Genomic DNA, 12,611 nt, shown 5'->3' with positions numbered 1-12,611 from the left:
CTCCTTATTTTTCCAGTAAACGCACAGGCGCTGCATTGGCCGGCGTATGGCCGCACACACCGTCCATGATGGCTGCAATGCGGGCGAAATCGGCTTGCAGGTCACCCGAGAGCTTCAAAAAATGCGTGGCGTTGACCAGCCTGCGGCCATAGTCCAGGCTCACCAGACCCAGCGGCACACCCGCCTGCAGCGCTGACTGGTAGAAGCCGCTGCGCCAGCCGGCACCCGGTTTGCGTGTCCCTTCGGGCGCCAGGCCCAGCCAAAAGAACTGCTGGTTGGCCTTGGCCTGCGCCAGGGTATCCACCGCCTGCCCCACCACGCCACGCGGCGCGTTGCGTATTACCGGCACACCCCCCACCAAGCGCAGCCAGCGCCCGAACAGCGGAATGCGAAACAGCGTGTCTTTGCCCCAAAAGCGCAATTGCACGCCCGCCGACCACTTGGCCAGAATCAGCACCACAAAGTCCCAGTTGCTGGTGTGCGGGTACACCGCCATCACACCCTGCAGCGCAGGCAGCCCCTCAAACTGCACCTGCCAGCCAAAGCGCGCAAGCACCCAGCGCGCCAATGCGCTGCCCGGCACCTGCACCGCATAAGGCTTCTCAAAATCCGAGCCTGTCATCTCTCCACCCGTCCCCGAAAGCAAAAAACTCAAGCCTTGATGGCGCGGTAACCAATATCCGTGCGGTACTGCATGCCATCAAAGTGGATGCCTTGTGTCACCTGGTAGGCGCGTTGCTGCGCCTGGCGCACGCTGTCCGCCAGCACTGTCACACACAACACGCGGCCACCGGAGGTGCGCAGCGTGCCATCGGCCAGGGTTGTCCCGGCGTGGAATACGGCGGCGTCTTCGCTGTCCGCCGGAATGCCGGTGATGGCGTCACCCTTGCGTGGATTGAGCGGGTAGCCCGGTGCGGCCAGCACCACGCCCAGCGCGGTGCGGCGGTCCCATTGCAGCTCGATCTCGTCCAGCTTGCCATGCGGGCCGGGTTCTGTGGCGGCCATCAACACGTCCACCAGATCGGTTTTGAGGCGCATCATGATGGGCTGCGTCTCAGGGTCGCCCATGCGGCAGTTGAACTCCAGCGTCTTGACGCTTCCGTCTTTGCCAATCATCAGGCCCGCATAGAGAAACCCACTGAACGGGATGCCGTCGGCCTCCATGCCCTTGACCGTGGGCAGAATGATCTCGCGCATGGCCTTGGCGTGGATGTCCGGGGTGACCACGGGCGCGGGCGAATACGCGCCCATGCCGCCCGTGTTGGGGCCCAGGTCGCCAGTTTCCAGGCGCTTGTGGTCCTGGCTGGTGGCCAGTGGCAGCACGTTTTTGCCATCCACCATGACGATGAAGCTGGCTTCTTCGCCTTCCAGAAACTCTTCGATGACGACACGTGCGCCGCCGTCGTTGTGTGCCACGCCCAGCGTGTTGTCGACCAGCATGAAGTCAATCGCTTCGTGCGCCTCAGCCTCGGTCATGGCCACCACCACGCCCTTGCCCGCAGCCAGACCATCGGCCTTGACCACCGTGGGCGCGCCCATCTTGCTCACATAAGCGTGGGCCGCGACGGGGTCAGAGAACGTGGCGTACTCCGCCGTGGGAATGCCATGGCGACGCATAAACGCTTTGCTGAACGCCTTGGAGCTTTCCAGCTGTGCCGCGGCCTTGGTCGGGCCAAAGATGCGCAAGCCGTGAGCGCGGAACTCATCCACCACACCGGCCGCCAGCGGCACTTCGGGGCCGACCACGGTCAGGCCGATCTTGTTCTCCTGCGCCCATTCGCGCAGCGCCACCACGTCGGTGATGGGGATGTTCTTCAGGCGCGCATCCACCGCCGTGCCACCGTTGCCCGGCGCCACATAGACCATTTGCACCTTGGGTGACTGGGCAATCTTCCAGGCCAGGGCATGTTCGCGGCCACCGCCGCCAACGACGAGAATATTCATAAGGTTCCTAATCATTTGGGGACAGCGTTAAACATCTGTCCCGCCAAGTGCTCAAAGAGCGGCGTTGTGGTAAATCTCTTGTGCGTCGTCCAGGTCTTCCAGGACGTCCAGCAGCTTTTGCATGCGCTCGGCGTCTTCACCGCTGAGCTCAATCGTGTTGTCAGCGCGCATGGTCACGCCCGCTACTTCGGCGATCAGGCCCGCCGCGTCCAGCGCCGCCTTCACGGCTTCAAAGTCGGCGTAGGCCGTCAGCACCTCAATGGCGCCATCGTCGTCCGTCACAACGTCTTCGGCGCCAGCCTCCAGGGCCACTTCCATGACCTTGTCTTCGCTGGTACCGGGCGCAAAGATGAACTGACCGCAGTGTTTGAACTGAAACGCCACCGAGCCTTCGGTGCCCATATTGCCGCCATTCTTGCTGAAAGCATGGCGCACTTCGGCCACGGTGCGGACCTTGTTGTCCGTCATGGTGTCGATGATGATGGCCGCACCGCCGAAGCCGTAGCCTTCGTAACGGATTTCTTCGTAGCTGATGCCGTCCAGCGAGCCGGTGGCTTTGTCCACGTTGTATTTCACGCGGTCGGCCGGCATATTGGCGGCCTTGGCCTTGTCGATGGCCAGGCGCAGGCGCGGATTCATGGCCGGGTCGCCCCCACCCTGGCGGGCAGCGACCGTGATTTCACGGACGATGCGGGTCCAGATCTTGCCTCGCTTCTCGTCCTGGCGCCCCTTGCGGTGCTGAATATTGGCCCATTTGCTGTGTCCTGCCACGCGAAATCCTTCAAAAATTCGTTACGCTACTCTCTCGATTGTACTTTTTGGGACATCCATGGCTTCCATCCAAGACGAGGGCATCCTGATTGCCCAACACGGCACCGGCAACTCCACCGTCCGCTGCTTTTTGCGGCCCGACAAGGCCAACCGCCATGGACTCATCACCGGCGCCACCGGCACCGGTAAAACCATCACCCTGCAAACCCTGGCCGAAGGCTTTTCCAGCATCGGCGTGCCCGTGTTCATGGCCGACGTGAAGGGCGACCTGACCGGTATCTCCCAAAAAGGTGCATTGGGCGAGAAGCTGGGCAAGATTCTCATGGAACGCGGCATTGAAGAACCCGCGTTTTCCGCCTTCCCCACCACGCTGTGGGATGTGTTTGGCCAGCAGGGCCACCCGGTGCGTGCCACCGTGAGCGACCTGGGCCCGCTCTTGCTGGCCCGCATGCTGAACCTCAACGAAACCCAGGCCGGCGTGCTGCAACTGGTGTTCAAGATTGCCGACGACGACGGCCTGCTCCTCTTGGACATGAAAGACCTGCGCGCCATGTGCCAGGACGTGGGCGAGAACGCCAGCCACTACACCACCGAGTACGGCAACATCAGCGCCGCCAGCATTGGCGCCATCCAGCGCGGCCTCATGCAGATCGAAGAGCAAGGGGGCGACCAGTTCTTTGGCGAGCCCATGCTCAATATTGCCGACTTCATGCAGACCGACGGCAGCGGCAAGGGTGTGGTCAACATCCTGGCGGCCGACAAGCTCATGCAGTCGCCCCGGCTCTATGCCACCTTCCTGCTGTGGATGCTGTCCGAGCTGTTCGAGGCCCTGCCCGAGGTGGGTGACTTGGACAAACCCAAACTGGTGTTCTTCTTTGACGAAGCCCATTTGCTGTTTGCCGACGCGCCCAAGGTGCTGATCGAACGCATCGAGCTGGTCGTGCGCCTGGTGCGCTCCAAAGGCGTGGGCGTGTTCTTCGTCACGCAAAACCCACTGGACATTCCCGACAGCGTGCTGGCCCAGTTGGGCAACCGTGTGCAGCACGCATTGCGCGCCTTCACGCCACGCGACCAAAAGGCGGTCAAAAGTGCCGCTGACACCATGCGCGCCAACCCCGGCCTGGATGTGGCCACCGCCATCACCGAGCTGGGTGTGGGCGAGGCGCTGGTCAGTCTGATGGACGAAAAAGGCCGCCCCTGCCTGACCGAACGTGTGTTTGTGCTACCCCCGGCCAGCCAGATTGGCCCCATCAAGCCGGAACAACGCAAGACGCTGCTCAGTGAATCCATCGTTGCCGGTGTGTATGAGAAAGCCGTGGACCGCGAGTCTGCGTTCGAGAAGCTCAAGGGCCGCACCCAGACCAATATGGGCCACGCCCAACCGGTAGAAGACGACTTTCCCGCTGCAGACACTGCCGCGCCGCGCGCATCTCGGCGGGGATCGGCCCCCACGCCGACCGCAACACCTGCGCCCAGCGGTGGCGGCATTCTGGACAGCATTGGCGACATGCTGGGCGGCGGCGCCCGCCGCTCGCGCGCCAGCGTGGGTGAGCAAATGATCAAGAGCGCCGCCAGCTCCATCGGCCGCGAAGTAGGCCGCCAGATCATCCGCGGCGTGCTGGGCAGCATCCTGGGTGGATCACGCCGCTAACCCCATACCCCGTTCGGGCTGAGCCTGTCGAAGCCACAACGACCTGCTCAGGGCGAACGGACAATCCAATAATCAGCATTCACGCCCATTCAAAAGAAGGAATAACAACATGGTCACTATCAACCCCGCAGCCCGTGCCAACGTCACGCTGATCGACCACCCGCTGGTGCAGCACAAGCTCACGCTGATGCGCAAGAAGGAAGCCAGCACCAGCAGCTTCCGCCGCCTGCTCAACGAGCTGGCTGGCCTGATGATTTACGAAGTCTGCCGCGACATGCCGCTGCAGGACCTGGAAATCGAGACCCCGCTGGAAAAGACCACCGGCAAGGTCATTGACGGCAAAAAGCTGGTGTTTGCCAGTGTGCTGCGCGCCGGCAACGGCATTCTGGACGGCGTGCTGAGCGTGGTGCCCGGCGCCCGCGTGGGCCACGTGGGCCTGTACCGCGACCCCAAGACCCTGCAGGCCGTGGAGTACTACTTCAAGATGCCCAGCAACATGGAAGAGCGCGACGTGGTGATCGTCGACCCCATGCTGGCTACCGGCAACTCGGCCGCGGCTGCGGTCACCCGCCTGAAGGCCTGCAAGCCCAAATCGATCAAGTTCCTGTGCCTGCTGACCTGCCCTGAAGGCATCAACACCCTGTACAAGGAACACCCCGATGTGCGCGTGTTCACCGCCGCCATCGACCGCGGGCTGAACGACCACGGCTACATCATGCCGGGCCTGGGCGACGCCGGTGACCGTATCTTCGGCACCCAGTAAATTTCAAGCAAAATGGGCCTTTAGCCCCCGTGGATAGTGCGCAAGCAGCTATGAATACCATAGCGTTTTCAGGAAGTTGAACCATGTTAGACCTGCTCGTTCACAACGCCACCCTGCCCGACGGCCGCACCAACATGTCGGTCGCCGTGCAAGGCGGCCGCATCACCGAGGTGACGCAGGGTCTCACGCCCGCCGCCGCTCCGGCGGCGGAGACAGTGGACGCCGGTGGCCTGCTGCTGAGCCCGCCGTTTGTGGATGTGCACTTCCATATGGATGGCACGCTGACCTACGGCATGCCACGTGTCAACGAGAGCGGCACGCTCCTGGAAGGCATTGCGCTGTGGGGTGAGTTGAAGCCCAGCCTGACCGCCGACGCCGTGATCGAACGCGCGCTGACTTATTGCGACTGGGCCGTGGCCCAGGGCCTGCTGGCCATCCGCAGCCATGTGGACACCAGCGACCCGCGCCTGCTGGCCGTGGAAGCGCTGCTGGAGGTCAAGAAAAAGGTCGCGCCCTATATCGACCTGCAACTGGTCGCCTTCCCACAAGACGGCGTGCTGCGCACCAAGGGCGGCGCCGAGAGCCTGAAACGCGCGCTGGACCTGGGTGTGGATGTGGTGGGCGGCATTCCCCACTTTGAGCGCACCATGGCGGACGGTGCGGCCAGCGTGAAGCTGCTCTGTGAAATTGCCGCCGAGCGCGGCAAGCTGGTGGATATGCACTGCGACGAGAGCGACGACCCGCACTCACGCCACATCGAGTCTCTGGCCTACGAAACCCAGCGCCTGGGCCTGCATGGCCGCGTGACCGGCTCCCACCTCACCTCCATGCACAGCATGGACAACTACTACGTCACCAAACTCATGGGGCTGATGGTCGAGGCGCAGGTGCATGTGGCAAGCAATCCGTGCGTCAACATCACGCTGCAGGGCCGCCACGACACCTACCCCAAGCGCCGCGGCCTGACCCGCGTGCCCGAACTCATGGCCGCCGGCCTGACCGTCGCCTTCGGCCAGGACGACATGATGGACCCCTGGTACTCCTTGGGCTGTGCCGACATGCTGGACGTCGCCAGCATGGGCCTGCACGTGGCCCAGATGACCAGCCAAAAAGCCATGCGCCAGTGCTTCGACGCCATCACCACCAACCCCGCGCGCATCCTGCAACTGCAGGGCTACGGCATCGAGAAGGGTTGTTTTGCCGACTTTGTGCTGCTGCAGGCGCGTGATCCGGTGGAGGCACTGCGGCTGAAGGCGACGCGGTTGAAGGTGTTCAAGCGGGGGAAGTTGTTGGCGGAAACGCCCGCGCGGACGGCCCAGCTGTCTTTGCCCGGGCGGCCGGGGCAAACCTCTTTTTTACATGCCAAATAGGCCTGCAGCCCTTTCAGGTATTGCGCAACCAGCTATTGAAAAAATAGCAAAACACAAACCTCTCTGCGCAGGGCCCTGCCAGTGCATTGCACGCTGAGGCACTGAGGTGGCCGGAAAATGACAAAAGCCGGCTCGGCCGGCTTTTGTATTGCTGCTGTGGCGCAACGCCTCAATGCACAAGGGTCATCACGGGGAATGCAAAGCCCCTGCTACTAGCACACATACCTGTGCAGAAGCAATGAATACACCCGCTTGCATGACCCGTCGCCCATCATCAGCTTCAACAGCGGATCGTTCGCAGGGGCTTGCACCGTAGTGGGTGGAAGCTCCACAGGCGTGCAGGTGTCCCAAACCGGTGTGCCATCCGCATTGCGCGCGCTGAGAGCTGCAGAATCGCCGCAACTTGGCGGTGTCGGACTCACGCATTGGCATGAAACCCGGTATTTGCCCATCACAAGAGCCGGGCTTTGCCTTGGGTCATTACAGGAAGAGGGGCATGTTGTGGAGTAGGAAGGCTTGTTCAGTTCGTCGACGGCGGTTGCATAATAGCTGTAGTAAGCCGGACAGTCAGCTAGGCTATAGGACGGGTCTTTCGTAGATTTTAGGGGGGTACCGTTTTCCCTGCAAAGCGCTTCCGCCCCAAGCCCTGCTAGAACTATCAGTGAGAACTGCCCTACAGGATTGCGCGTCTTTACCTCCCCGCTGAACGTCACAGTCGCACCCAAGGGCAGGGGTGCGAGAACTGTACCGGTCGCTTCGGAGAATGAATAAAAATCATCCTGGCTCAAGAATTCCTGACGATTCTCTGTGTATGTTTTTGTAATTTCTTTCCCTTCGGCATCGGTGTATTTGTAGGTGTACTCCGTACTGGTGGCGCATCCGGTCAACCCTGCGGCCAATACAGCAATCAGTGCCAACCCCAACCAGGAGGGGAGTTTAAATTTCAGTTTCATGAAGATATGTCCAAGTAATCCGGATCAGAACGGGAACGAGAGATTGACGCCCAGGTTGCTGTCCCTGACGTCGCTCTGCCCAACGGAGGTACCGTAGGAGAAGTTAAGCCTCCTGTCCTTCGCCAACGTGTACCCGAGGCCAGCGCCAAAACCCATTGGGGACTGGTCGCTATTGGCCAAAGAAAAGCTGGCCGATGGGCGACTTACGCTCAGGCTCAGGCTGGGCGACCAACGGCCCAGGCTCCATTGCAAGCCACCCGCCAGAGAGAGCATGTCTGAGGCCAGCACCTGCCCATCCACACGCGTGCCTGCGCTGTTGCTGTAACTATCGATGTTGTTCACCACCCGCGCATAACTCAGCCCGATCGAACTGGTCAGGCTCCGGCTCAGGGGGATCATTTGGGTAATGCCGACACCGGCCGCCAGCGCATCCGCGCTGGTCTTGTAACCGACCCCGGAGGCTTGGCTTTCCAGCGCATTGGTGCCATAACTGAGCGAGCCACTGACGAAGCGGCCGGAGCCGATATACCGGGTGACAGACACCGCACCCGTTTGCGCACGGATGGTGCCCTGGGTCTGCTGGTCATTCGACTTGGCCTGGTCCAGGCTGTACGACAGGGTCAGCGCCAGCGAGGTGACCGGGTTCAATTGCGCGGACACCGAGGCGGTGCCGGAGGTGCCGCTGTTCTTGTACGGCGAAACCGGATTGGACACCTCCACCTCCCGGGCCTGCAGGCCCAAGCTCATGGTCATCTTCAGGTTGGGCTCGTTCTCGGCAGCCGTGGCACTCAGGCTGGCCACCGCTATGAATAGCGCGCAGGGCGCGTATTTGTTCATTTAATTTCTCTCTAGGGGCGACCTGGTTGGGGCCATGCCCTTGCATCGCGGGGCATGGGGCCTGCAAAAGTCGAAATTTGCCTGCGCGCTGTAAAAATTCAGTCCGAATTCTAGGGAAATACGCGGTACACATCCACTTACAATTCTTGCATTCATTGCAAATGTGCAGAATATTTTTCCGGAAAAAAAACCGCGTCCATGTCTCTGCATCTGCATACCCAACACCTGGAAACCATCCTTGCCGCTTTTCCAGATCCCGTCTTCATCCTGACCCGAAACGGCCGTTATGCGGCGGTGTATGGCGGTACCGATGCACGCTACTACCACGATGGCAGCGGCCTGGTCGGCAAAAACCTGTTTGACGTCCTCAAGCCGGAAAAGGCCACCTGGTTTTTGGGCGAGATTGCCAAGACGCTGGATGCGGGCGGCTTGCACATCGTTGAATACGGCCTGTCCGGCAACGATGTGTTGGGGCTTGACGAGAAAGGCCCCGCCCATGTCATCTGGTTCGAAGGGCGCGTGCAGGCGCTGGACTTTTTGATGGATGGCGAAGACGCCGTGCTCTGGGTGGCCAGCAACATCACGCATCGCATCACTATCGAGATGCAACTGAGCGACGCGCTGCAACGCGAGCGCAAGGCCATTGATGTCATGTGGAAACGCATGGCCCAGAACAACACGCCCAAACTGGCAGCCCGCTGGACGCTGGATGTAACAAGCGCCCAGCTCAAGTCAGCACACGCAAAACCCATCGCACTCACCGCCAATGAACTGCACCTGCTAGCCAGTCTGACCGAAGCCGAAGGCGGCGTCGTAGGCAAGGATGTTCTCTTTGCCCGGATGTTTCCTGGTGTCGAATCAAACGACTACGAGCGTATCGATGTAACACTCAGCCGCCTGCGACAAAAGCTCAAACGCCATGGCTGCGAGTTGGTGCTGCGATCGGTTTTTGGCAAGGGCATCGCGCTGACGGAAAGTGTGCAGATTACGCGTGTTGGCATGCCCGCCCAAAAATGACTGGGGCATCCTGCTGCAAACGCGTGATCCGGTGGAGGCGCTGCAGTTCAAGCGCTAGCCCTCGCGGATATTGCGCAAGCAGCTACTAAAGGTATAGCAACTGCTATCGCAAAAATCAGTCATCCCTTGCCTGCCTCACCAACACATCCCAGTCATCCGGCGGATGCCCACTCTCCAGCATCTTGCGAAACACTCGGTAAGCGTCATCGCTGCTTTCATAGGCGCGCTTGGTGTCTTCGTCATTCACCCAGGCCAGCACAATGATCCTGGCTTGCAGGTGGTAGCGAAAAAACAGGCGGTATTGCTGGAAAAACTTGGCGCGAAACCAGTGTTTGTATTCGTCGCCCAAGGTACCGCCCTGCCGGTACTCTGGCCGCGTAGGGTCTTGCGGAATGACTTCAAACGCCAGCTTGTGAATCGCCGCCAGACGCTTGGCAGCGTTCTTCTTGACATAGCCCTTGGGGTCTTTGGCCTTGAGGGCCTCGACCTGACGCGTCAGAGCTTCAAGCTGGTCCAGGAAAAGCGGATGGGCGAATACCGACCAACCGTTAACGACCCAAGGCGCAGTGGACTTGCCACTCATTCATCGTCGGCCGACAGCGCAGCGTTCAAATCCAATTCAACACTTGCGGTCAGTTTTTGAACCCGCTTGACCAAGCTGGCATCCACGGCCTGCAGACGTTCCGGGTGCTGCGCAATGTCTTGCGCCAGAAAACCCAGGAACGCGCCCAAAGCAGGATCGGCAGCATCGGAGTTGGAGGCTCTTGTGAGCACCACTTCCCCACTGGGACGAATGCTGTAGTGGATCTTGTCGCGTTTGCCCAAGCGCAAGGCACGGCGCACCGTCTCGGGCACCGTGGTTTGGTAGCGTTCAGTCAGGGTGGATTCGACTTCCATGGTAGCACTCCGGTTCAAAATAGATTTGCATCAGCAATGGTAATGCAATTGCATTGCCATTGCAATTTAAATGCATTAACCACCCCAAGTCTCCCGCGCCACCCGCGCCATATTCCCACCCATCACCCCCGCCACCTCCTCCGCACCAAACCCTTCGGCCGCCAACGCCGCAGGCAACTCGGCCCAGTCTTCCACGGGCACGTAGTTCATGGTCATGATGGCGCGGTCGTAGCCTGCACTTTTGGGCCACCAGTAGTCCATGTCCATGCCGCCCGGGGGCGTTTCGTCCAGATGGTCTTCGGGGAAGCTGTTGTCCATGCCTATGCCCACGTGTTGCGCGCCCACCAGGTTGGCCACGTAGGCGGCGTGGCGAGCGATGTCCGCTGCGCGTGGGGTGTCCACACCCAGGAAGGCCGATACGCCCGAGATACCGACCACGCCACCGGTGGCGGCACAGGCGCGGATTTGTTCGTCGGTGATGTTGCGGCCGTGGTCCACCATGCCTTGCGGGTTGGCGTGGCTAAAGACCACGGGCTTGGTGGACGCGGCCATGATGTCCAGGCTGCAGCGGCGCCCGGTGTGCGAGCAGTCCATGATGACGCCGGCCTCGTTGATGGCGCGCACGATGCGGTGGCCCAGCGGCGTGAGGCCCCGGCTTTCGTCATGGCAGCCGTCGGCCACGCTGTTGTTGCGGTTGTAGGCCAGGTGGATCTGGCGCACGCCCAGCGTGGAGAGCAAGCCCACCATGGCAGGCTGTTCCATCAGCGGAATGGCGCCTTCCAGGTCAAAACCCACGGCCAGCACGCCGGCGACTTTGGCGTCTTCGATCTGCTGCACGCTGCTGACCAGGCGGTACTTGTCGGGCTCTGCGCCTAAACGCGCGCGGAAGCTGGCGATGATGGGCATGATCTGCGATAGCGGGTTCATGTCCATACCGATGTTGATGGACACATAGTTGAGCCCCAGCGCACGCATGCGGTCCAGCGGTGCAAAGCTGGCTTGCGGGTGCAGGGGCAGGCAGATATGGGATTCCCAGTACAAAATGGCGTCCTTGTCGTCTTCGGGTGGGCTGTGAGATGGCTATTGCGCGCACAGGCAATCGGTATATATTTCCCGAACCGCGCCACGGGATTTTGACGCACCCCACGCGGGGCCCCGGAATTTACAGTTTGTTGCCAAGCCATGGAGGCAACGGCACTCACTTTCTGCTACACCTACTAGCCCTCGCAACAGCCAGTTTCCCCGGACACACACCATGCTAGACCTCGAACAAAAACGCAGAGTCCGCTTCACCCAGTTGGAAGCAGAAGCCCAGGAGCGGCTACGCACCATCTACCACCTGACCAGCGCACAGGCCGCGCTCAATATCGCCCGCACCGGCTACATCTGGAGCAACGATGCAGATGGCTGCGCCAACTTCAGCCTCAACCGCGACCTGAAGCTGCACTACACCGCCGAGCCCGAGGTGACACTGAAGTTCAAATTCCATGGCGACGTGCAATTGCGTGAGCAGGAGGTGGACTACACCGGTTACACGCCCAACACGCTGAACCTGCACATGATTGCCTGGCCCAAGGTCTATGGCATGGACGGCGTGCGCGTGGCCATCGCCCGCGTGGCAGCGGGCACCACGGTGCATCTGGAGTGTGTGGACTTCAAACTCACACCCGCATTCATTGAAAAATGCAAGACCGACCCCGCCGCCGAACTGCTGCTGCGCCGGCTGCGGCGCCAGTTGGCGCTGGGCCGCATGATCAAGGTGCCGTCCACGCCGCAAGAGCGCCTGGACATCGAAGCCCGCAGCACAGTGGATGCAGTGCCCGAGCCCTCGCTGGTCAAAAAACTTTGGGGCCGGGTCACCGGCCGTGCGGCCACCTGAGCATTGGGCAGCAGTATGCGCAACTACTGGCTCATGAAAGCCGAACCCGCCGAAGCGTCTGTCGACGATGTACTCGCTATGCCGCAGGCCACCGTGCCCTGGACCGGCGTGCGCAACTACCAGGCCCGCAACTTCATGCGCGATGGCATGCAGGTGGGTGACGGCGTGTTGTTTTACCACTCCAGTTGTGCGGAGCCGGGCATCGTGGGCATTGCGCGCGTGGCGTCTGGCGCCTATACCGACCCCACGCAGTTCGACGCCCAATCGCCCTACTTCGACGCGGCCAGTAAACCCGAGGCGCCGCGCTGGATCCTGGTGGATGTGCAAGTGGTGCGCAAGACGCGCAACCTCACCCTGCCCGAGCTGCGCGCCGATGCGGCACTGGTAGACCTGATCGTGCTGAAAAAAGGCAACCGCCTGTCCATCACCCCGGTGGAACCCGAGCACTGGCGCACCATCCTGCAGCGGCTGGACTGCCCGGATTTGTAAGCCGAAAAGGCCTCAAGCCCTCGTGGAATATGCGCAGGCA

At 61.3% G+C, this 12,611-nt stretch carries 14 protein-coding genes; 6 read left to right on the top strand and 8 right to left on the bottom strand.

Translation table 11 applies throughout. The features are described 5' to 3' along the window. Positions 1 to 4: 4 nt before the first annotated feature. From RS694_RS09575 to RS694_RS09565, 3 genes are read right to left on the bottom strand one after another with little or no spacing between them, the layout of a single operon-like run. On the bottom strand, positions 5 to 622 hold the full coding sequence (locus tag RS694_RS09575; RefSeq protein WP_029707526.1) for a 1-acyl-sn-glycerol-3-phosphate acyltransferase: 618 nt from the start codon (positions 620 to 622) through the stop codon (positions 5 to 7). A gap of 29 nt (positions 623 to 651) precedes the next feature. Beyond that, complete coding sequence (purD, locus tag RS694_RS09570) at positions 652 to 1,944, bottom strand: phosphoribosylamine--glycine ligase (RefSeq protein ID WP_029707528.1); 1,293 nt, start codon at positions 1,942 to 1,944, stop codon at positions 652 to 654. 51 nt (positions 1,945 to 1,995) lie between these two features. Then, on the bottom strand, positions 1,996 to 2,715 hold the full coding sequence (locus RS694_RS09565; RefSeq protein WP_029707529.1) for a YebC/PmpR family DNA-binding transcriptional regulator: 720 nt from the start codon (positions 2,713 to 2,715) through the stop codon (positions 1,996 to 1,998). Between the two features lie 58 nt (positions 2,716 to 2,773). On the opposite strand from RS694_RS09565, the gene RS694_RS09560 reads away from it, so the two are divergent. The 3 genes from RS694_RS09560 (at position 2,774) to RS694_RS09550 (ending at position 6,499) form a co-directional block, all read left to right on the top strand. Continuing rightward, positions 2,774 to 4,366, top strand: coding sequence for a helicase HerA-like domain-containing protein (locus RS694_RS09560; RefSeq protein WP_029707530.1), 1,593 nt, complete (start codon positions 2,774 to 2,776; stop codon positions 4,364 to 4,366). 109 nt (positions 4,367 to 4,475) lie between these two features. Continuing rightward, positions 4,476 to 5,129 (top strand): uracil phosphoribosyltransferase, encoded by a 654-nt coding sequence (gene upp / locus RS694_RS09555; protein ID WP_029707531.1) that lies wholly within the window; start codon positions 4,476 to 4,478, stop codon positions 5,127 to 5,129. Positions 5,130 to 5,212: 83 nt separating this feature from the next. Further along, positions 5,213 to 6,499: an amidohydrolase family protein gene (locus tag RS694_RS09550; RefSeq protein WP_029707532.1), complete on the top strand. Its 1,287-nt coding sequence runs from the start codon at positions 5,213 to 5,215 to the stop codon at positions 6,497 to 6,499. Positions 6,500 to 6,711: 212 nt separating this feature from the next. Here RS694_RS09550 and RS694_RS20470 read toward each other — a convergent pair whose 3' ends face one another. Both RS694_RS20470 and RS694_RS09545 read right to left on the bottom strand, forming a co-directional pair. Beyond that, positions 6,712 to 7,452, bottom strand: coding sequence for a YgdI/YgdR family lipoprotein (locus RS694_RS20470; protein WP_152528815.1), 741 nt, complete (start codon positions 7,450 to 7,452; stop codon positions 6,712 to 6,714). Positions 7,453 to 7,476: 24 nt separating this feature from the next. Beyond that, positions 7,477 to 8,289 carry an autotransporter outer membrane beta-barrel domain-containing protein gene (locus RS694_RS09545; protein WP_029707534.1) on the bottom strand — a complete coding sequence of 271 codons (813 nt, stop codon included), beginning with the start codon at positions 8,287 to 8,289 and terminating at the stop codon, positions 7,477 to 7,479. A gap of 198 nt (positions 8,290 to 8,487) precedes the next feature. Here RS694_RS09545 and RS694_RS09540 point away from each other — a divergent pair, with 198 nt between their 5' ends. Next, a complete protein-coding gene (locus RS694_RS09540) occupies positions 8,488 to 9,306 on the top strand; it encodes a helix-turn-helix domain-containing protein (protein WP_051391863.1) in 819 nt (272 codons plus the stop codon). Positions 9,307 to 9,421: 115 nt separating this feature from the next. On the opposite strand, the gene RS694_RS09535 is transcribed toward RS694_RS09540, so the two are convergent. The 3 genes from RS694_RS09535 to RS694_RS09525 form a co-directional block, all read right to left on the bottom strand. Next, positions 9,422 to 9,889, bottom strand: a complete 468-nt coding sequence (locus RS694_RS09535; RefSeq protein ID WP_029707537.1) for a type II toxin-antitoxin system YhaV family toxin — start codon at positions 9,887 to 9,889, stop codon at positions 9,422 to 9,424. Continuing rightward, positions 9,886 to 10,203 carry a type II toxin-antitoxin system PrlF family antitoxin gene (locus tag RS694_RS09530; protein WP_029707538.1) on the bottom strand — a complete coding sequence of 106 codons (318 nt, stop codon included), beginning with the start codon at positions 10,201 to 10,203 and terminating at the stop codon, positions 9,886 to 9,888. Before RS694_RS09530 ends, RS694_RS09535 begins: the two co-directional genes overlap by 4 nt. Before the next feature lie 75 nt (positions 10,204 to 10,278). Next, a complete protein-coding gene (locus tag RS694_RS09525) occupies positions 10,279 to 11,244 on the bottom strand; it encodes a dipeptidase (protein ID WP_276324429.1) in 966 nt (321 codons plus the stop codon). A gap of 214 nt (positions 11,245 to 11,458) precedes the next feature. Between RS694_RS09525 and RS694_RS09520 the strand changes: the two genes are divergently transcribed. Beyond that, positions 11,459 to 12,082 (top strand): hypothetical protein, encoded by a 624-nt coding sequence (locus tag RS694_RS09520; protein ID WP_029707541.1) that lies wholly within the window; start codon positions 11,459 to 11,461, stop codon positions 12,080 to 12,082. Positions 12,083 to 12,097: 15 nt separating this feature from the next. Next, positions 12,098 to 12,571, top strand: coding sequence for an EVE domain-containing protein (locus RS694_RS09515; protein ID WP_029707542.1), 474 nt, complete (start codon positions 12,098 to 12,100; stop codon positions 12,569 to 12,571). Positions 12,572 to 12,611: the final 40 nt, after the last annotated feature.

The organism is Rhodoferax saidenbachensis, assembly GCF_001955715.1.
GTDB lineage: Bacteria > Pseudomonadota > Gammaproteobacteria > Burkholderiales > Burkholderiaceae_C > Allorhodoferax > Allorhodoferax saidenbachensis.
The sequence above is the reverse complement of the archived record's forward strand: the minus strand, read 5'-3'. Positions and strand labels throughout refer to the sequence as shown.